General features: G+C 69.4%; 19 protein-coding genes and 3 pseudogenes. 8 read left to right on the top strand and 14 right to left on the bottom strand.

Annotated features, from left to right (window positions below; genetic code table 11):
- Positions 1-23: 23 nt before the first annotated feature.
- From ACSHXN_RS46405 to ACSHXN_RS46390, 4 genes are all read right to left on the bottom strand, one after another.
- The gene (locus ACSHXN_RS46405) at positions 24-827 is read right to left on the bottom strand and encodes a class I SAM-dependent methyltransferase (protein WP_438306979.1); all 804 of its coding nucleotides are present in this window, start codon (positions 825-827) and stop codon (positions 24-26) included.
- A 112-nt stretch (positions 828-939) separates the two neighbouring features.
- Positions 940-1,896, bottom strand: a complete 957-nt coding sequence (locus ACSHXN_RS46400; RefSeq protein ID WP_438306978.1) for a transporter — start codon at positions 1,894-1,896, stop codon at positions 940-942.
- Positions 1,893-2,804 carry an ATP-binding cassette domain-containing protein gene (locus ACSHXN_RS46395; RefSeq protein ID WP_438306977.1) on the bottom strand — a complete coding sequence of 304 codons (912 nt, stop codon included), beginning with the start codon at positions 2,802-2,804 and terminating at the stop codon, positions 1,893-1,895. The genes ACSHXN_RS46400 and ACSHXN_RS46395 overlap by 4 nt, the downstream gene beginning before the upstream one ends.
- A complete protein-coding gene (locus ACSHXN_RS46390) occupies positions 2,801-3,256 on the bottom strand; it encodes a GntR family transcriptional regulator (protein ID WP_438306976.1) in 456 nt (151 codons plus the stop codon). Before ACSHXN_RS46390 ends, ACSHXN_RS46395 begins: the two co-directional genes overlap by 4 nt.
- A gap of 326 nt (positions 3,257-3,582) precedes the next feature.
- On the opposite strand from ACSHXN_RS46390, the gene ACSHXN_RS46385 reads away from it, so the two are divergent.
- Both ACSHXN_RS46385 and ACSHXN_RS46380 read left to right on the top strand, forming a co-directional pair.
- A complete protein-coding gene (locus tag ACSHXN_RS46385) occupies positions 3,583-4,383 on the top strand; it encodes a MerR family transcriptional regulator (RefSeq protein ID WP_438306975.1) in 801 nt (266 codons plus the stop codon).
- Entirely contained in the window at positions 4,380-5,594 is a 1,215-nt protein-coding gene (locus ACSHXN_RS46380; protein ID WP_438306974.1) for a nucleotide disphospho-sugar-binding domain-containing protein, read from the top strand. Before ACSHXN_RS46385 ends, ACSHXN_RS46380 begins: the two co-directional genes overlap by 4 nt.
- Before the next feature lie 49 nt (positions 5,595-5,643).
- Here the strand turns inward: ACSHXN_RS46380 and ACSHXN_RS46375 are convergent, their stop codons facing one another.
- On the bottom strand, positions 5,644-6,318 hold the full coding sequence (locus ACSHXN_RS46375; protein ID WP_438306973.1) for a haloacid dehalogenase type II: 675 nt from the start codon (positions 6,316-6,318) through the stop codon (positions 5,644-5,646).
- A gap of 368 nt (positions 6,319-6,686) precedes the next feature.
- Here ACSHXN_RS46375 and ACSHXN_RS46370 point away from each other — a divergent pair, with 368 nt between their 5' ends.
- On the top strand, positions 6,687-7,085 hold the full coding sequence (locus ACSHXN_RS46370; RefSeq protein WP_356114837.1) for a VOC family protein: 399 nt from the start codon (positions 6,687-6,689) through the stop codon (positions 7,083-7,085).
- A gap of 53 nt (positions 7,086-7,138) precedes the next feature.
- Positions 7,139-7,318 (top strand): annotated as a pseudogene (locus ACSHXN_RS46365) (IS5 family transposase); the annotation flags it as partial.
- 21 nt (positions 7,319-7,339) lie between these two features.
- Here the strand turns inward: ACSHXN_RS46365 and ACSHXN_RS46360 are convergent.
- Positions 7,340-7,797 (bottom strand): annotated as a pseudogene (locus ACSHXN_RS46360) (pyridoxamine 5'-phosphate oxidase family protein).
- Between the two features lie 71 nt (positions 7,798-7,868).
- A complete protein-coding gene (locus ACSHXN_RS46355; protein ID WP_438306972.1) occupies positions 7,869-8,324 on the bottom strand; it encodes a hypothetical protein in 456 nt (151 codons plus the stop codon).
- Between the two features lie 415 nt (positions 8,325-8,739).
- Here ACSHXN_RS46355 and ACSHXN_RS46350 point away from each other — a divergent pair, with 415 nt between their 5' ends.
- The 4 genes from ACSHXN_RS46350 to ACSHXN_RS46335 all read left to right on the top strand — a co-directional run bounded on the left by ACSHXN_RS46350 (position 8,740) and on the right by ACSHXN_RS46335 (position 13,488).
- On the top strand, positions 8,740-9,267 hold the full coding sequence (locus tag ACSHXN_RS46350) for a hypothetical protein (protein ID WP_438306971.1): 528 nt from the start codon (positions 8,740-8,742) through the stop codon (positions 9,265-9,267).
- Between the two features lie 335 nt (positions 9,268-9,602).
- Positions 9,603-11,993 carry a SpoIIE family protein phosphatase gene (locus ACSHXN_RS46345; RefSeq protein ID WP_438306970.1) on the top strand — a complete coding sequence of 797 codons (2,391 nt, stop codon included), beginning with the start codon at positions 9,603-9,605 and terminating at the stop codon, positions 11,991-11,993.
- Positions 11,994-12,441: 448 nt separating this feature from the next.
- Positions 12,442-12,810 (top strand): helix-turn-helix domain-containing protein, encoded by a 369-nt coding sequence (locus tag ACSHXN_RS46340; protein ID WP_438306968.1) that lies wholly within the window; start codon positions 12,442-12,444, stop codon positions 12,808-12,810.
- A gap of 414 nt (positions 12,811-13,224) precedes the next feature.
- Entirely contained in the window at positions 13,225-13,488 is a 264-nt protein-coding gene (locus tag ACSHXN_RS46335; RefSeq protein ID WP_355141998.1) for a GlsB/YeaQ/YmgE family stress response membrane protein, read from the top strand.
- 175 nt (positions 13,489-13,663) lie between these two features.
- Here ACSHXN_RS46335 and ACSHXN_RS46330 read toward each other — a convergent pair whose 3' ends face one another.
- The 7 genes and pseudogenes from ACSHXN_RS46330 to ACSHXN_RS46300 form a co-directional block, all read right to left on the bottom strand.
- A complete protein-coding gene (locus tag ACSHXN_RS46330) occupies positions 13,664-14,335 on the bottom strand; it encodes a nucleotidyl transferase AbiEii/AbiGii toxin family protein (RefSeq protein WP_438306967.1) in 672 nt (223 codons plus the stop codon).
- Positions 14,332-14,688 (bottom strand): hypothetical protein, encoded by a 357-nt coding sequence (locus ACSHXN_RS46325; RefSeq protein WP_355142000.1) that lies wholly within the window; start codon positions 14,686-14,688, stop codon positions 14,332-14,334. The genes ACSHXN_RS46330 and ACSHXN_RS46325 overlap by 4 nt, the downstream gene beginning before the upstream one ends.
- Before the next feature lie 95 nt (positions 14,689-14,783).
- Positions 14,784-15,302: a GNAT family N-acetyltransferase gene (locus ACSHXN_RS46320; RefSeq protein ID WP_438306966.1), complete on the bottom strand. Its 519-nt coding sequence runs from the start codon at positions 15,300-15,302 to the stop codon at positions 14,784-14,786.
- A complete protein-coding gene (locus ACSHXN_RS46315; protein WP_438306965.1) occupies positions 15,299-15,505 on the bottom strand; it encodes a hypothetical protein in 207 nt (68 codons plus the stop codon). The genes ACSHXN_RS46320 and ACSHXN_RS46315 overlap by 4 nt, the downstream gene beginning before the upstream one ends.
- A 297-nt stretch (positions 15,506-15,802) precedes the next feature.
- Positions 15,803-16,858, bottom strand: a complete 1,056-nt coding sequence (locus ACSHXN_RS46310; protein ID WP_438306964.1) for a hypothetical protein — start codon at positions 16,856-16,858, stop codon at positions 15,803-15,805.
- A gap of 399 nt (positions 16,859-17,257) precedes the next feature.
- The gene (locus ACSHXN_RS46305) at positions 17,258-17,671 is read right to left on the bottom strand and encodes a cytidine deaminase family protein (protein ID WP_438306962.1); all 414 of its coding nucleotides are present in this window, start codon (positions 17,669-17,671) and stop codon (positions 17,258-17,260) included.
- Between the two features lie 119 nt (positions 17,672-17,790).
- Positions 17,791-17,856: pseudogene (locus tag ACSHXN_RS46300) on the bottom strand (helix-turn-helix domain-containing protein); the annotation flags it as partial.
- Positions 17,857-17,915: the final 59 nt, after the last annotated feature.

Below are 17,915 nucleotides of genomic sequence, written 5' to 3'. Positions count from 1 at the left end.
GGCATGTCGCAACCAGGGCCGGTTCAGGCGGTGGGCAGGGGCGAGCGGCTGACCCGTATCTTCGACTGGCCGTGCGGGCGCTCCTCCCAGTCCTGCATGAACTGCGCGTGCAGACCGTGGTGCCGCGCCAGGGCCAGGAGGGTGTCGGTGCGGTAGTAGAAGTCCTCGCGCAGTACCTGGTGTTCGGTGCCCTCGGTGCGGTCGAAGGTGAAGTCGAAGAACCCGGTCTCGCTCAGCACACGCCCGACGTGCGCCAGGCACTGGTCGATGACCTGAAGCGGGGAGTGGGAGAAGACGCTGTGCGCGTGGATGACATCGAAGTGGTCGTCGGGCAGGAAGTCCAGGGTGAGGTCGCCGGTGATGGTCAGATGGGGCAGTTTGTCCTGGAGTCGGCGCTCGCTCAGGGTCTTCTTGGCTGCCATCAGGATGTCGGGCGAGATGTCGATGCCGTAGTAGTTGCCTGTGTCGAGGTAGTCGATGAAGCGCCAGCCGCCGCGCAGGTTGCCGCAGCCGATGTCGAGCATGCGGTGGTCGGGGCGCAGCCCGTGGTCGATGAGGTAGTCGAACTGCATCTGCCCGAGCGCCAGCCAGCGGTCGTGGGTGTGGCTGCCGACCGCGGCTTCCGGGTTGCGGCGGGTGTCCGAGGCCATCACGGCCCGGTAGTAGCCGACGTGGTCGGGATGCTTCAGGCGCAGCCACGCGTCCCGGCCGGCCCGGCGCAGGTAGGGGATGACGCGGCCGGGGTGACGCAGGGCGTAACCGGTCTTGTGGGTGAGGGCGGCGCGGTTGTTGCGCAGCTTTTTGGGTGTCTTGGTGTCAGCGGGCATGACGGATCGACCTCCGTGCGAAAGGGGGGTCCCGGTGAGGGATGAAAAGGGGTGAAAGGGGATGAAGAGGGGGGAGGGTGAAGGTGATGGGGTCCGGTGCGGTTGCGGGCAGTCAGACGCGGCGGCGCAGGAGCAGCACGGTGAGGAGGGTGAGGAGAGCGGCGAGGCCGCCGAGGACGGCGGTGTCGATCCACTGGAAGGTCCAGTAGTCGCCGGCGGGGTTGGCCTCGTAGAAGCGGGCCACGTAGCCGTGCGCCGACATGCACTCCTTGAGCTGGGTGCCCGAGGGGTAGGGGCAGTTCAACACGTCGTCGTGGCGGCCGGCAGCGGTGATCAGGCCGTAGTTGCCGGTCGACCACTTCTCGCCCATCGGCGGTTTGGGGATGCTGCCGGCGCTGACGTAGGTGTGCGGTGGGATAAGCAGTCGGGCCCGGTGCGTCCACTCCAGTAGGAGCGTCAGCACGCCCGTCGCCAGAAGGGTCAGGCCCATCGCTGCCAGGACCCGGCGGGCCAGCAGGCCCAGCAGGGTGCCGGTTGCCAGGCCGAACAGGGCGGCCGCCACGACGCGGGGACCGGAGCCGCTCAGAGCCGTGTTGTCGTACCAGAACAGGCCGTAGCTCCGGTCGGCGGCCGGCCGCCACCACCAGGCGAACACACCCGCGGCCAGGCCCGAGAGGGCGGTGGTGATCGCTGCGGCCAGGGCAAAGCGGGAGACGAACCACTGACCGGGGCTCATACCCTGAGCGAGGACCATGCGGTGTGTGCCCAGTTCCCGGTCCCGGCCCAGCAGCGGGGCGCCCCAGAAGACGCCGATGACGACGGGCAGGGCGATGTTCAGCGCCCCGAGGTACTTCAGCGGCTCGACGTCCAGGAGCAGCGGCAGGCCGGTGTCGGACCGCGTGCAGTACAGCGGCCCGGTGGCGCAGTGGTCGAACAGCCCGCTGTGCAGGGCGTCCAGCATGCCTGAGCGGTAGTACGCCGCGATCGCCGCGGTGGCGAGCAGGGCGGCCGCGCCGATACCGGCCGCCACGCGCTGCTGGCGCCATGCGAGCCAGAAGGAGCCCTTCATGCCGCCGCCTCCGTCCGCTCGGTGGGCGCGGGGCGCCCCGGCTCACCTGCCTGGAGGTAGCCGATCAGGACGTCCTCCAGCCTGGGCCGTTCGACGTGCCAGTCGCCGCGCAGCGGTCCGTGCTGCCGTATCAGGGCCGTCAGCTGTCTGCCGCCGGTACGGCTTTGCACGACGGTGTGCTGTCCGGCCAGTGTGTCCCTCTGGTCGGCGGCTCCGATCAGTACGGCATGGCTTTGGCGCAAGTCCTCGACGTCCTTGCTCAGCGTGATGCGGCCGTCCTGCAGGACCAGCACCCAGTCGCAGATGTCCTCGAGTTCGGGCAGGACGTGCGAGGACAGCACGATGTTCATGCCGTGCTCCGCGGCCTCGGCCATCAGCTCCGCCATGATCTCGCCGCGTGCCACGGGGTCGAGGTCGGCCAACGGCTCGTCGAGAAGCAGGAGTTCGGGCCGCTTGCCCAGTGCCAGGGCGAGCGCGACGCGGGTGCGTCGCCCGGGGGACAGCTCGCTGATGCGGGCGTGGAACGGGATGTCGCCCTCGCGGACGATCCGCTCGGCGGTGGCCCGGTCCCACGAGGAGTTCAGCTTCTCGCCCATCACCAGGGTGTCCGCCACGGTGAAACGCGGGTAGAGCGGCTTGTCCTGGGTGAGCAGAGCAACGCGGGCGCGGGCCTCGGACGTGCCGGGCACGGCACCCAGCACACGCAGCTGCCCGGATCCGGGTCGCAGCAGGCCGCCGGCCAGGTGCAGCAGGGTGCTCTTGCCGGCACCGTTGCGTCCGACGAGCGCCGTGATACGACCGTCGGGCACCGTGAACTCGCAGTCCTGCAGGGCCCGGCCGCCCCGCCGCCGGTATTGGAATCCCAGTCCCCTGGCGCACAGCGCGGCCGACGCGTCAGGCCCGGTCATGCGTCCTCCTTCGTTCGCTCCCGGTCGCCCGGGGTTTTGCTGTCGTGCTCGTTGTCGTAGGCGTCCAGGGCGGCTGTGACCAGGGCGAGGACATCGGCCCGCTCCAGCCCCGCGGTCCGTGCGCGCGCGACCCAGTCGGTGATCTCCCCGCGCAGCGGGGAGTCGTTCTCCACGCCGGGCCGGGCGAGCGACCTCGTCACGAAGGTCCCGAGGCCACGGCGCAGTTCGACCAGTCCGGCCTGCTCCATGTCGCGGTAGGCCCGCAGCACGGTGTTGGGGTTGATGGCGGTCCTCGCCACTACCTCCTTGGCCGTGGGCAGCTTGTCCCCGACCTGCAAGGTGCCCATCCGGAGCGCCCGTTCGGTCTGCTCCACGATCTGCACGTAGGCCGGAACACCGCTGCCACGGTCGATCCGGTAGTCGATCACGTCGCCCTTCCTCGGTTCCACCATGCTTGTACTAATGAATTAATGGAAGCATGGTGGATGGCTTCCGGTGATGTCAAACACGAGAAGGGGAAGCAGCCGGGGCCGCCCGCCGCGCCGGCCACGGCAGCGCCGGTGCCGCTGCCGGTCCGCCTCCTCCGAGACGGTGCGCGCGATACCGCGTTGACGCAGGCGGGCCCGGAAGCCACGGGAGGATCCAGCATCCGGCGATCTTCGAAGACGGGCCCTGGTGGTGCTGCAGCCGTGTGGGCTCACCGGGTTCCTGGCACCCGCGAGTTGACCCTCCCCTTACGTCAGGCTCGAGGCTGTACACGAACGAAAGGGGGAGGCGGATGAGCTACTCCGTGGGGCAGGTCTCGGCGTTCGCCGGGGTGACGGTACGCACGCTGCACCACTACGACAAGGCGGGGCTGCTCTCGCCCAGCGGCCGCAGCCACGCCGGCTACCGGCTCTACAGTGAAGCGGACCTGGTCCGTCTCCAGCAGATCCTCTTCTACCGCGAACTCGGTTTCTCCCTCGATCAGATCGCCGACATCTTCAAGGATCCGCAGACGAACGCTCTGCAGCAGCTGCAGGCCCGGCAGCGGCAGCTGAACGAGGAGATCGCCCGGCTGCAGCGGCTGGCCGAGGTGGCGCAACGGGCGATAGAGGTCCAGCAGACCGGGGTAGTACTGACGCCCCAGGAACGCTTCGAGGCCTTCGGTGAGGTCGCCTTCGACCTGAGCTACGCCACCGAGGCGGAGCTGAAGTGGGCTCACTCGAACGGGCAGCGCGAGGCGATGGCGCGCGCCGCCGCCCACACCAAAGAGGACTGGCGGCACCTCATGACCGAGGCCGCCGCCTGGCGCGCGGAGCTGCTCGCAGCCTTCGACGAGCAGGAGCCCGGCGACGGCGAGCGGGCCATGGACCTCGCCGAGGAGCACCGCCGGCACATCTCACGCTGGTTCACCCCCTGCCCGCCCGACATGCACCGGCGCATCGCGGACGACTACACCGCCGACCCGCGCGCCTTCGCCCTGGTCGTGCCGCCCTCGCAGCAGCGCCCGGGCCTGGCCGCCTACCTGTGCCAGGCGGTCCACGCCAACGCCGCCCGCCGCACGGGCGGACCCGGCGGCACCGAGGAGGACGGATGAGGATCCTGATCGCCGCGGCCGGATCACGCGGCGACGTCGCCCCCTACACGGGCCTGGGCGCCGCACTGCGCCGGGCCGGCCACGACGTCGCCCTGGCCGCCGGAGACAGCTTCGCCTGTCTCGCACGCGACGCCGGCCTGGCCTGGCACCCGCTTCCCGCCGACCCACAGGCGCACGGCGGCGCCAGCGGCAAACGGGAACTGATACAGGCCGCCGCCGGGTTCGTCACCGAACTCGGTCAAGGCTTCGCCGACGCACTGACCGACGGCACGGACCTGCTCCTGCTGTCGACGACCACCGCCCCGCTCGGCTGGCACCTCGCCGAAGCCACCGGCACACCGACCCTGGGCGTCTACCTCCAACCCACCACCCCGACCGGCGACTTCCCGCCCACCGTCACCGGCACCCGCTCACTGGGCCGCCCCGCCAACCGCATCGCCGCACACCTCGCCTCCCGCATGGCCGACCACGTCTACGCCCAAGCGGTCACCACGCTGCGCCGCCGCCTCCAACTGCCGCCCCTGTCCCCGTCCCGGATGCGCCGGCGCATGGACCAGGCGAACTGGCCGATCCTGCACGGCTTCAGCACCGCGCTGGTGCCCCGCCCCCGCGACTGGCGCCCAGGCCTGGAGGTAGTGGGCAACTGGTGGCCCCACCACGATCCGGCCCAACAACTGCCCACGGAACTGGAGGACTTCCTTCACACCGGGCCCCGACCCGTCCTCATCGGCTTCGGCAGCATGGCGGCCGGCGACGGGGAACGGCTCAGCCGCCTCGCCGTGCAAGCCCTGCGCCGCGCCGGGCTGCGCGGCATCCTCCAAGCCGGCAGCGCCCACCTCGCGGCCGACGGCGACGACGTCCTCACCATCGGGGACATACCCCACGCGCTGCTGTTCCCCCGGCTGGCCGCCATCGCCCACCACGCCGGCGCCGGCACCTCGGCCGCCGCACTGCGCGCCGCCGTGCCCGCGGTCCCCGTACCGGTGAGTGCGGATCAGCCGTTCTGGGCCGGGCGGCTTGCCGCACTCGGCGCCGCGACCGACCCGATCCCCTTCCGTCTGCTGACGGCCGAACGCCTCGCCGACGCCCTCGAGCGGGTGGTGAAGCAGCAGACCTACACACGGGCCGCCGCGAAAGCGGCCCGCCACATGGCGACCGAGGACGCAGCACACCGCACGCTCACAGCCATCCAGCAGCTGACCCGCGCCTGATCCGCCCGCCCTCGTCGCAAGACCCCCGCCCGAGCGGCCTCGACGCCACTCAGAACCGCTCGGTGAGCTGGTCGGCGATCGCGTCGAGGTCCTGCCCGATGTAGTCGGGTTGCGGTCCGACGTCGAGCGGCGCGTTGCCCTCGCGGAGGACGAGCGCCGTCTGCCAGCCGGCCCCGGCGGCACCGATCGTGTCCCACACGTGGCACGCCACCAGGCAGATGGCGCCGGGATCGACCCCGAGTACGCCGGCCACCGAGTGGTAGACCTCCGGCGCCGGTTTGTGGCGTCGCACGTCCTCGACACTGAAACGGCGCTCGAACAGATCGCTCAGGCCGGCCCGCTCCAACTGCCGCCCGGACGTCTCCGGCGGGTTGTTGGTGAGCGTGAACAGTCGGAAGCCGTGGTCGTGAAGGCGGCGCAGGGCGGCGGGGACCTCGGGGTGGGGCGGCATGGCGGCGAACCGGTCGGTGAGTTCGTCGGTGTCGGCGTCGCTGATCGTGAGGTCGCGGGTGGCGGCGAGCATCCGCAGTACGGCGCCGCCGATGTCGGTGAACGGGACGTAGATACCGCTGAGTGTGAGCGCCTCGGAGTAGGTGATCAGGTGGGCGAACCACAGGCGCATGGCAGCGGGGTCGTCGAAGATCCGCTCGAAGGTGGGGCGGATCGCGTCCAGGTCGAGCAGGGTCTCGTTGACGTCGAACACGACGATCGGTCGCTCAGGCATCACAGGCCTTTCGTTGCAGCCACGCGCCCTCCCAGACAGAGGGGTGTGGGCGTTGCTACGGCACCGGGCTTCTCTTCGGGCAGTGCCACCCCGCTACCGCAAGGAAGGTGTCCCAGCCGGGCGGCCGCCGCATCGGATCCGGCCACCGCATCCATCGGACGCAGGCCATCGATGGCCCGAATGGCCCACAGACCGGCCGGAACAGGCGACCCGAAGACGGCCACCCGACCGGGAGGCGGATCCGGTGTCCACGATGCTCCACCACGGCCGCCGGGCTCCAGAATCAGTGGCCGTAGCGATCCCGGACTTGCCGGACGTGTGCCGGGATCTCATAAGGTGAGCCACCGTCCACACTGCCTGGGGGAGTTGTGACAAGCAGGTTCACGGAGTTGGTCGTCGACTGCCACGATCCGGAGCGCCTCGCGGCCTTCTGGTGCGCGGCCTTGGACTTCAAGGTGATCGACCGGAGCGAGGGCAAGGTCGAGATCGGCTCCTGGGAGCCGACCGTCGAGGAGGTCCGGGCCCGCCAGATGCCGCCCACCGTGGTGTTCATCAGGGTGCCCGAGGGCAAGGCCGTGAAGAACCGGCTCCACCTGGACGTCAGCCCGATCGACAGCACTACCGACGACGAGGTGACCAGGCTGCTCGGCCTCGGCGCCACCAAGGTGGACGTGGGCCAGGGCGCCGGCCGGAACTGGGTGGTCATGGCCGACCCCGAAGGCAACGAGTTCGACGTCCTGCGCACCCTGGCACCCTCCACTGGATGATCACTCACCTCCAGTACCGGCTCGAACTGCGGAGAGCCACCGCGGTGCCCGGCCGTAACTCACGAGGCGGTCGGCCGCCGAAGTTCGACAAGACCGACCACCGCGAGCGGCATGCCGTCGAGTGCGGGACCAATCGCCTCAAGCGCCACCGGGCCGTAGCCACGAGGTACGACAAGCCCGCAGTCCGCTACGAGGCGACCGTGCTGGTCGCAGTCCTGAACGAGTGGCGGTGACCAGCACGGACCCGATATGTCCTAGCCGTCGATGTCGAGCGCCGTGCCGTACAGGCGGTCTACCTTCAACCGGATGACTACCCGGCGCTCGGCAACCAGCTGCTCCAGAACGCACCTTCATCCTCCGGCTTCGCTGCTTGCGGGATCATCTCAAGGAGTTCCCGCCCGACGGCGTCGCCGGGAACGGTCGTGCTCTCGGAGACCTCGGCCTCGCCTTCAGCGACAGCGAACGACCACACGTCGCCACCTTGCACATGAAGCGCCACACGCGGGTTACGCCGCAGATGCCCGACCTTGACCCGGTCAGCCGTCGTCGAGAACCGCACCATGCGGGCTTCGGGATCCCAGCTGTACAGCATGGTGGTCAGGTGGGGGTGGCCACTGCGCTTGACGGTGGCGAGTGTGCCGAACTGCTCCTTGCCAAGCAGCCTGGAGAGGGCTTCGTCGGACAGTGGGCGAGGTGCTGGTCCTTGAGTCATGACGTGATCAACGTCCATGGCCGCCACGCCATTTCATGGACGTAACTCCACGACCACTTTCACAAAAGACCCTAGTCCCGCATGCTGTGGGACAGCCACGGCGTCAGCCATACTCCCAGGATCAGCTCCTGGTAGGTCTCGTCGCCGGGCAGCGGCACGACGAGCCGCAGGCCGGGCGGAAACAGCCTGCCCTTGGTGTAGGCGAGACCGCCGTAGACGGACCTGAGGAACGCGGGGACCGAGTCGCGCGGCACGTCGTGGAAGTCCACCCCGTCCACGGTGATCTTCGCGTCGTCCTCCGGGAACAGGCGCACGCTCACCGACGGCGATCCCCCGAGCTCCACGAACGCCTCGTGCGGCAGCGAGCCGTCGGCGTCGAGCACGGTGAAGACGCCGGCCGACGTGCGCCGCGAGGTCTGGTCCGCGCCGATGTCGTCGGTGACCGACACCTCCAGCGCGTACTCCTTCGCGATCGCGCGGATCGCGGCGACGGCCGCCTCGGTGGTCGGCAGATGCGCGTTCTCCATGACCCGATCATCCCCGACACGGGCCACGGGGCGCCCTGTTGAGGACGAACCCAACTCTGCGACGCGGGCCTCTCGTTGCGGCCGCCCGGACGCATGGCGGGCCGCACGGGTGAGCGCGGCGCACCCCTGAAGGTGCCGTCTCCCGCGGGTGGCGGCCGGGTTGTCCGCTCGCGTGAGGGGTGTTTGTGCCGGTCGGGGCCCTGCCGGGGGAGAGGGGGAGTGGGCCGTGCAGTGGATGTGGTCTGCGGTACAACCATCCGGCGGTCCGCGCGGTCTTACCTGATGACCGATACGCGTGGACAGTGCTCTTCACGGGGTGTGAAGGCTTTCGTGGCGTTTTGCCATGCCTTGTGCTGTCCGGCGTGCCCGATCGTCACCAGCGACACAGTCACCTGGAGCAAGGGGGAACTTTCTCATGCGTGCTCGCAGCATCCTGGTCGTCGCGGCGGCCTCCGCCGCCGCACTGATCCCGGCGGCCTCCGCCGTCGCGGGGACGGGCCCGGCCCCGGCACCCGCCAAGCAGCACCTCACGGCCCGTTCCACCGCCCCGTCGGAAGCGGGCAACCCGCTCACCACCACCGCACAGGCCGCGGGCGTGTGCGCGGACGCCTACCAGATCGGCGCCACCGCCTACATCAACCGGGCCGGAGCCCACGTCGCGTCCGTCAAGCAGTTCTACTCGCCCTCCTGCAAGCGCAACTACGGCTACGTGTGGGTGTGGCAGAGCTTCCGCAGCAAGATCAAGGACTACGACGTCAGCACCGGCGTCTACAGCTACTCCCGCGACCAGGTCGTCGGCCAGGACTGGTGGAACGCCACCAACGGCCAGGAGTTCTGGTCGCTGCCGGCGGCCACGGTGAGCGAGTGCACCGCGGCGATCGGCACCCTGCGCGCCCCGGGTGACCCGGTGGCCGGGCAGGCCGTCACGGCCAAGCGCTGCTGAAACAGCGCACCAGCCCTTTCGGGGTCCGGCCGGCGCGCGGCGGCCGGACCCCGAAAGGGCATTTCTCCCGCAGGGAGGCAATCCACGCCAGGCGATCAGGCCGCGAGGCGGAGACAAATGTCGCCGAGCGACGACGACCCCTCACAGCCCGAAAACGAGACGCTGCAGACCGCACCCGCCGGCCCCTGCCCCTGTTCCGGTCCCGAGCTTGCTGGGCGCCGGAGGCCGCCCACCGTCCCGCCCTCCCGGCCCCGATGCGCTCCGATGTCGTCGCTGCCCCCCGCGGAGGACACTGGGGGCATACCGAGCTCTGAGGCGACCGAAAGCTGATGACTATGGGTGCATCTGATGCCACCGAACGCGGCGACCACCCCGAGGCGGCCCACCCAGAAGATCCGGCGGCCCACATCCTCGTCGACGACAGGGGCGCGGTGGCCGGATGGAGTTCCGCCGCCCAACGGCTCCTGGGCTACCCCGTCCACGCGATGCTGGGCCGCCCCGTAACGGACCTGCTGGCCGATGCCGGTTCCCCGGCCGACCCGCGCACCGCCGAGGGCACCTTCGCTGTGCGGCTGCGGCACGCCGATGGCGGCGTTGTCTCCTGCCAGGTCGGCATCCGCCCCGAAGGCGCCGGGGAGGCGGAAACGAGGTGGCAGGTGACGCTCGCCTGCGCGCAGGAGGCATGCCCGACCGCAGAACTCGACCACGCCCTGCTGGACACCCTCTTCACGGCCTCACCCGTAGGCCTGTACCTCCTGGACCCCGAGCTGCGGATCATCCGCTTCAACCCCGCGGCCGAAGGCATGGAAAACACCTCGATGGCAGAAGCCGTCGGCCGGCGCCCCACCGAGGTATGGCCGGACTTCGCCGTGGAGATGGTGGAACGAATCATGGAGCAGGTCCGCGACACCCGGCAGGCGGCGATCGCCGTCGAAAAGCGGATGTACCCCCCAGGAGACCCCGACCACCAACATGTCTACTCGGCCTCCGTCTTCCCGCTGGAGGACGATCACGGCCGGCTGCTGGGCGTTGCGGACGCCACCATCGACGTCACCGCCCGCCACCTGGCCAAGGAGCGGCTGAACGTGCTGGCCCTGGCCGGCACCCGGATCGGGGCGACCCTCGACGTGCTCGATACCGCCTGCGGACTGGCGGAGGTGTCCGTGCCGGGGCTGGCCGACGGCATGGCAGTGGAAGTGCTGGAGTCGATCCTGGCCGGAGAAGACCTCGTCCCCGGCCCCGTCCAACCCGACACCGTGCTGCGCCGCGCGATGGTCCGCATCCGCGAGGACGAGGGCCCTGCAACGGTCGGCGACCCGGAAGGCAGGGTGAGCGCCGCGGAGGCCCTCATCGACTTTCAGCCGCGCATCCTCGACCCGCTCAGCGCTGCCGGGCGCCGGGCCATGGCCGGCCTGCCGACCCACCGGGGAAAGCCGCATTCCCTGATGCTGGTTCCTCTCGTCGCGCAGGACCGGGCTCTGGGACTTGCCACGTTCTGCCGCTGGGGAGAACGCCGGCCCTTCGAACAAGACGATCTGACCCTGGCCGCAGAACTCGCCCAGCGCACCGCCGCATGTCTCGACAACGCCCGCCGCTACCTGCGCGAACGCAATTCTGTTGCCGCACTGCAGCATGCCCTGCGCCCGGACGACGTGCTCCCCGAACACACCCTGGACGCGGCCCACGCCTACGTACAGGCAGGCTCCGGCGGCGACTGGGTCGATGCCGTCGCTCTCTCCGGCGCCCGCGTGGCCCTCGTCGCCGGCCGCACGCCGGGCCACGGCCTGCAGACCACCGCAGCCGCAGGAAGGCTGCGCGCCGCCGTCCACACACTGTCGGACATGGACCTGCAGCCGGACGAACTCCTCGCCCGACTCGACGACCTGGCACGCCGGCTCAGCAAAGAAGACAGCCACAGCGCCCCACCGGTCCCGAACCGCGACGCCAGAGAGGCCGGCGCGACCTGCCTCTACCTGATCTACGACCCGGTATCGCTGCACTGCTCCATGGCCAGCGCCGGCCACCCCTGGCCCGTGATCGTGCACCCCGACGGCACCACCGTCACCCTGGACCACCCCATCGGCGCCCCCCTGTGCTGCTCCGACGGGCCGTTCGAAAAGATCGACATCGACCTCCCCGAACACTCGATGCTCGCCCTGTACACCCCCGGCCTGTTCCAGGAACAACCCGAAGCTCAGGCCCGCGAGCGCATAGCCGACCTCCTCACCGGCTACACCGGAACCGTGCGCCAGGCGTGCAGCATGCTCACCCAGGCACTCGTCCCACCGCACCCCCGCGAGGACGTCGCCGTCAAGGTCGCCCGCACCCACTCCCTGAGCCCCGCACGCGTCGTGTCCTGGGACCTGCCCAGCGACCCCTCCGTGGTCTCCACCGCCCGCTCCCTGGTCACCGAGCAGCTCACGAGCTGGGACATGAGCGAGACGACCTTCACCACCGAACTCATCGCCAGCGAACTGGTCACCAACGCCATCCGCTACGCCAAACCCCCCGTCAGACTCCGCCTCATCCGCAGCCACGTCCTGACGTGCGAGGTCTCCGACGGCAGCAGCACCTCCCCACGACTGCGCCACGCCCGCACCACCGACGAAGGCGGCCGCGGACTGCTCCTGGCCGCCCGCCTCTCAGAACGCTGGGGCACTCGCTACACCGACGACGGCAAAACCGTCTGGGTCGAACAGAGCATCCCCGAACTCGCGACCGCATAAGGACGCGTGGGAGGCCGCCCGCCGCGACAGAGCACGCAGTGCGCCACAGTCACCGTCTTCGCTTGCCGCTGCACGGAACCCGAGCACCATCTGTCCCTCCACCTCATGGGCGGTACAAGGGACGAGTACCTCGTCGTTGAACGCGTCGTAGAGCGCTTGCTCGACGCCCCCACCACCCTGGGGCCATCCGTACTCGTCCCACCTGGGCGACGGCGTTCGGGGGAGCGGCGGTTCATCCTTGGGCACGACGGCAACGAGATCCGCATCACCCACTGGCTCACCTCCGACCGACGTATCGTGCTGCTCACCGTGTTGCCTAAAACTGACAGCGTGAGGACGCCCAGGTCGAGAGAGCACTCCTCGCCAAGAAAATCTGCGAGGAACAACATCAGCCGGCCCCTGCCCAGGAGACGTTCACCCGCGACATCCGCATTGAGGAGGAGTACTGATGAGCCACGCACGGTGGAAGCTGGCTCGCGACCGTAGACTCGCGCGCGGCGATGAGCCCGAAGAGCTGAAAGCGCGGCGGGCAGAGATCAAGGCGAAGTTCGATCTTGGTCAAGCCGTCTACGACCGGCGGACCGAACTCGGCCTCTCCCAGGCGCAGCTGGCCGTGCGAGCCGGCATGACTCAGCCGCAAATCTCCAACATCGAGCAGGCCGGCGGCCCAGCCACACTGCAGCTTCTGCGCCGACTGGCCAAGGCGCTGGACGCGCAGCCGACCACTGACCTCGACGACGACTCGGCCTTCGTCTCCACACCCTGCGTGGAGCAAACCGAACTGACCCAGGCCAAGTCAGCCTGGGAGGAAGCGTAGGGCGGCGCGCGCCGTGATCTGCGCCGACACCTTGACGCTCTGGCCAAAGACGTCCAGAAGTCCTACCCCGGACCGTCCTGCCCGCACGTGATCGTGAGCAACTGTTGCTGGACCGTGTGGAGCTCCTGCTGTCGATGACACACGAGGCCTCCGAAAGCGGTGGATCCCTACGGGGTCCACGTCTTGTCCAATATGTTTCCGACCAGACGAATCCATGGAGCGGTCGACATGCGGTGATGGGCCATGCCCGATTCCCCCGGAGCCCGCCCTGAGCGGACGGTCAGAGCCGTCGGCGCAAAGCCACGACCCTCATGGTTGTGAAGGTGCGCAGCCGTCGAAGCGATAGCTGCGAGTGGAGTGGCGACGGCTCCTGGGGGCACACGTGTGCCATCAACTCATGAAGGGGCACCAGACGTGGAGATCTCAGGCATCATCAGCGCGATCATCATCGGCATCGTTATCGGTGTCCTTGGCCGACTCGTGGTTCCCGGCAGGCAGCGCATCGGCATCGTGTGGACGATCGTCATCGGTATCGTCGCCGCCTTCATTGGAACGGCCATCGCAGCGGGCATCGGCGTCGCCGACACCAACGGAGTCGACTGGATCGAATGGCTCATCCAGATTGCCCTTGCGGCATTGGGTGTGGCCGCACTCAGCAAGGTCAAGGTGCGCCACTGAGACGACTTCAGCCCCCTGACGGAACCTGACCAGCTCGGTTTGCCGCGTCTGCGGGTGACACTTTGTCCGCAGGCGCGGCGGCCGCGTTCTGATGGTCATGCTCCCTCCCGGCGGCTGAAACGTGCCCGCTGCGTACCGAGAAGAGTTGGTCCAGCGAGGCGAACTGGCCCTCTGGTCACAAGTCGTCGGGTTCCACCTGTGTCTGCAGACGTGCACCGATGTCCATAGCCCATTCCAGAGCCCATGCCCGCAGGGCGTCGATCTGCCCGGACTCAAGCCCGTAATCTGCGTAGTCTTGGTCGTCCCACCATTCCGCGCCGGCGAGGCGGTCGCGAAGGTCCTCCAGGTTGAAGTCGTACCGTGCGTGCCGTCGACCGAGGTTCTCGAGGTCTGCCTGGGAATGGTGCTGGGAGGCGGCGTGGACGTCGATGAGATCGCGGACCGCGCCTCGGTCGGCGAGGGCTCTCACCTTCGTGCCGATCACGTCGTCCAGCGACAGTACGGGGCCGTACTCGCTGGACGCCGGCGGATGCCACATGACTTCTTTCAAGACGTCGACCTCGCACCGTTCGCCGGAACCGGGATCGGTGGCCAGGAGACGGCCCGAGAGCGCTCCGACCTCGATCTGTTCCACCTGCCAGCCCTGTGCTGCGAGCCCGTCGCTCACTACCCGGATGATCTCGCTGATCGGTGCCGGATTCTCGGTAGCCACATCGACGTCCTGGGAGAGGCGGTCGACCAAGCCGTGGACTTGGACCGCGTAACCACCGGTAATGACCAGCGGGTATGGGCTCCCGACTGCCAGGACGTCGGCCAGGAGGCGGCGGTGCAGTTCTGACAGCCTCACGCGGCCGTGGCCCCGCCCGGGCGCAGTTCAGGGAAGCGTATCTCCCAGGCGTCGCGGAGGGGACGGCCGATCAGCGTGCGCAGCACCGGCCACTGAGCGATGAGTAGGTCACGGTCCAGGAAAGCGGTCAGGTCCTGGCGCTGCCCTTCCGTCAGAACGGTGCGGTAGAGGCTCATCCGCGAGCGGGGCCGGCTGAGCCCGTACGAGCGACGGCCGGACCAGACGACGTGCAAGGGCAGATCGACCGTACCGGCCACCGGACCGGCGAGCTCGTCCAATGAGGCGGGCAGTCGCAGGGCGTACTGCTCGCGCAGCGCCTCGAATGCGCCCGGTGCCGGGGAAGAGGTGGACATGCCTGCCAGTATCGCCCTTCGAGCACCGCGATGACCACGCAATCCACGCGATCGCCGCCTCGGAGGCTCAGCCACCCGGACGTGAATCGTCGACGTCAGCACCCCATGCTTCGCTGCCATCGGATCTCACCCTCGTGCCACACATCGGTGGGAGTGAGTCCGGCGGCAGTGGCGACAGCGGCGGATGCCCCGTGTTCGGGGTGGATGTGGGCGATGACGGTGTGCACCGGCTGCCGGCCGAGCCAGCCGACGAGTCCTTGGACTGCTTCCGAGGCGATGCCCCGCCCTTGCCACGGAGTCCCCACCACCCAGGCGACCTCGGCGACCAGGCCGTGCGCGGACGGACCGACCGTCGCCTGGACCGTGCCCGTCAGGCAGTCTTCGTCACGGAGGCGGATCACCCAGTTCAGCCAGGACACGGCGGGTTCGGGAGAGCCCGCGGTCATGCGCTGATAGCGCGAGCGCAGAGCATGGGGGGTGTCCGGAGCACCGCCGATGAAGGTGTGCAGGGCCGGATCGGACAGGACCGCGGCCATCTCCTCGGCGTGCTCGACCTGCAGCGGAAGCAGTGTCAGCCTTCCGGTGCGGATGGCCTCGGCCACGAGCCTGCTCACGCAGCCACCGCCTGGGGGCGCAGAAGCGTGTCGCGGCGGGACCGGTATCCGCCCACGCCGGACGCGCCGATGTCCGCCCAGGCGCCCGACGAGGCTGGGCCCGGCCGGCGCCCCCGACCGACGGCCTCATGCACGTCCCGGCCCACAAGGACGGACAGCCCGATCCGGCCCACCAGGCCCGTGAACAGTTCGGGCGCGCTCATTCCTTCCACCACCGCACCGTACCGGGCCGAGCAGGCTTCAGCCCCGGCAGCATCTGTTGAAGCCTTTGCCGTCCACCGGTGCGGAAACCACTACGGCGGTGCTCCCGGCGGCCCCTATGGCGACACGCCCCTGCATCGGATGAGGCGGAGAGCGTGCCCCCGTGCGGGAGGGCGGTGCGGCCGCGTGACGCGGCCGCACCGCCCAGGGTCCCTCCGCTCACAGGGCGCGTCAGGTGCCGTGCCGGCACTCGTGACGGTCCTTCCGGTCAGCCGGTCGCGCCGCCGTAAGGGACGCTGTCAGCCGGTGCAGCCGAGGACACTGCGGAGGGGGAAGCAGTTGGCCGGGAAGTTCCTCACGACGGAGCTGCGGATGAGGTCCACCGGGAACGGCGGCAGGGTCGCGTTCGGCTGGGCCTCCATGCGTGCGCTCGTGCCGATGAACAGGTTCAGGAAGCTTCCGGGGTTGGAGATGCCGCCGCCGGAGCTGCCGTTGGAGGTGTTGCGGGTGACGGTGCTGCGGTAGAGCGTCGTCCGCTCGGCGGAGCCGAGGCGGATGCCGCCGCCGTCGTTCCGGGCGATGTTTCCGCTGACCTGGGTGGAGTTCAACCGCAGCGGCCCGGTGTGGCGGTTGATCGCGAGGGCGGCGATGCCGCCCCCGAGGTCACCGGAGTCGTTGTGCTCGACCGACGTGTCGGTGAGTGTGGTGTTTCCCGCGTTGGCGAGACCTCCGCCCCAGATCCCGCTCGTGTTGCCGCGCAGGGCGCCGCCCTGCATCGTCATCGTGCCGTTGGTGGCCACGCCACCGCCGAAGGCCGCCCGGTTGTAGCTGACCGTGGTGTTCCTCAGGACGAGCGTTCCCTGCTGGTTCCAGATCCCGCCGCCGGTGCCGGCCCGGTTGTTCCTGACCGTCGAGTCGGTCAGGGTGAGGGCGCCGCCGGCGTTGAGGATGCCTCCACCGTCGGAGTCGTCGGCGCCCGTCTCGCCGTAGCGCACGGTGATCGAATTCAGGCTCAGGCTGCCGCCCTGGCGCACATGGAAGATGCGGAAGGGCGCGGCGGAATTGCGCTCGATGGTGGTGTCGTCTCCGGTGATCGACACCTTGCCGGTGATCTCGGGCAGACCGTCACCAGGGTTGTCGGCCGACGTCAGGGTGTAGACGCACCGGGGGGCAAGGACGATGCTGCCGCTGCCGCTGGTGTTCGCGTTGGTGATGGCCGTCTTCAGGGCGGCGACGTCGTTGCACGGGATGCGGGTCGCCGGCTGCGCCTGAGCGGGTGCGGCAGGCAGCAGGGTCAGGCACAGGCCGAGGCCGGCGACGGCGGTGACGGTGGCGCGTCTGAGCGTGTCAGTCATGCGGCTTCCCTTGGCTGTGGGGGAGGGGAGGTGAGGCGACCCGGGCGAGGCCCGGCTACCGAGCCTTCACCCCTGAGCGCCGGTGATCACCACCCAGACATACCTGATGATCAGTCAGATATATCGGGGGTGTCCGTCCGGCGCACTGCGGTCCAGCCGTTCGGACGCACCGCCGAGCAAAGTCAAGATGTGCGCTCTTCGATGCGGCCGCTGTCCCAGCGGGTGTCGAAGCTGCCGGGACGGTCGATGCGCGGTAGGTACGGCCCAGGACGGCGAGGTCCGATGACGCCGCGACGTACTCACCCCCTACGAACGTGACCAAGCCCTACTGGTGCTGCGTCAAGCAATGTTGGCCCCCGTTGGGGGTTGACGGTGCCAGCCCGTGCTGAGCGTCGTGGCCTACTCGGCGTCGAGCTGGTGGTCGGCCCAGACGTAGCTTTCGGGCAGCAAGTCGGTGACGAGGACGGTTCGGATGCGGTCGCCTTCGCCGACGATGACCTTGAGGGCGGGGAAGTAGTCGAGAAGGACCTGACGGCAGCGACCGCACGGGGGAACGACTCCTCGGTCGCGGTCGCCAACGGCGACGATCGTGTCCAGCTCGTAGGCGCCCTGGGCGGCTGCCGCACCGATGAGGACCAGCTCCGCACACGGTCCTCCCGTGAAGTGGTAGGCGTTCACCGCGGTGACGATTCGGCCGTCTCGGGCGCGGGCCGCGGCTGCCATGGTGTGGTTGTCACCCCGGCAGCGAGTGCGAGCCACGTGCGCCGCGGCCTGGATGAGTTCGTGATCGACGTGGTGGGTCTGTGCGGTCATCTCTCTGCCTTCGTCAAGTGTCAGGCGACGTTGGCCCGGGTGACGAGGATGCGCAAGCCAATATCGGCGGTGTGCTTGTTGCGCCAGATGATGCAGCGGCGGATCGTGCGGCCTTGCTCCTTCGCCACGGGCACGCCCTGCGCGGATAACAGCACCATCCGGGCCCGCCGCCAGGTCACCACCGACCAGCGCGTCACGCTACTACGGGGCAAAGGTGCTCTGATGCGGCACTGGTCCCACTGAC

Source organism: Streptomyces sp. HUAS TT11, from assembly GCF_051553595.1.
Classification (GTDB): Bacteria; Actinomycetota; Actinomycetes; order Streptomycetales; family Streptomycetaceae; genus Streptomyces.
This window is presented reverse-complemented; position numbering and strand designations above follow the sequence as displayed.

Excerpts from the sequence above, each read along its gene's own strand:
- ACSHXN_RS46325 (WP_355142000.1), bottom strand. The coding sequence starts at position 14,688 with ATGTCCACCTCTTCCCCGGCACCGGGCGCATTCGAGGCGCTGCGCGAG.
- ACSHXN_RS46345 (WP_438306970.1), top strand. The coding sequence starts at position 9,603 with ATGGGTGCATCTGATGCCACCGAACGCGGCGACCACCCCGAGGCGGCC.
- ACSHXN_RS46315 (WP_438306965.1), bottom strand. The coding sequence starts at position 15,505 with ATGAGCGCGCCCGAACTGTTCACGGGCCTGGTGGGCCGGATCGGGCTG.
- ACSHXN_RS46400 (WP_438306978.1), bottom strand. The coding sequence starts at position 1,896 with ATGAAGGGCTCCTTCTGGCTCGCATGGCGCCAGCAGCGCGTGGCGGCC.
- ACSHXN_RS46310 (WP_438306964.1), bottom strand. The coding sequence starts at position 16,858 with ATGACTGACACGCTCAGACGCGCCACCGTCACCGCCGTCGCCGGCCTC.
- ACSHXN_RS46305 (WP_438306962.1), bottom strand. The coding sequence starts at position 17,671 with ATGACCGCACAGACCCACCACGTCGATCACGAACTCATCCAGGCCGCG.
- ACSHXN_RS46340 (WP_438306968.1), top strand. The coding sequence starts at position 12,442 with ATGAGCCACGCACGGTGGAAGCTGGCTCGCGACCGTAGACTCGCGCGC.
- ACSHXN_RS46375 (WP_438306973.1), bottom strand. The coding sequence starts at position 6,318 with ATGCCTGAGCGACCGATCGTCGTGTTCGACGTCAACGAGACCCTGCTC.
- ACSHXN_RS46390 (WP_438306976.1), bottom strand. The coding sequence starts at position 3,256 with ATGGTGGAACCGAGGAAGGGCGACGTGATCGACTACCGGATCGACCGT.
- ACSHXN_RS46380 (WP_438306974.1), top strand. The coding sequence starts at position 4,380 with ATGAGGATCCTGATCGCCGCGGCCGGATCACGCGGCGACGTCGCCCCC.
- ACSHXN_RS46405 (WP_438306979.1), bottom strand. The coding sequence starts at position 827 with ATGCCCGCTGACACCAAGACACCCAAAAAGCTGCGCAACAACCGCGCC.
- ACSHXN_RS46355 (WP_438306972.1), bottom strand. The coding sequence starts at position 8,324 with ATGGAGAACGCGCATCTGCCGACCACCGAGGCGGCCGTCGCCGCGATC.
- ACSHXN_RS46395 (WP_438306977.1), bottom strand. The coding sequence starts at position 2,804 with ATGACCGGGCCTGACGCGTCGGCCGCGCTGTGCGCCAGGGGACTGGGA.
- ACSHXN_RS46385 (WP_438306975.1), top strand. The coding sequence starts at position 3,583 with ATGAGCTACTCCGTGGGGCAGGTCTCGGCGTTCGCCGGGGTGACGGTA.
- ACSHXN_RS46350 (WP_438306971.1), top strand. The coding sequence starts at position 8,740 with ATGCGTGCTCGCAGCATCCTGGTCGTCGCGGCGGCCTCCGCCGCCGCA.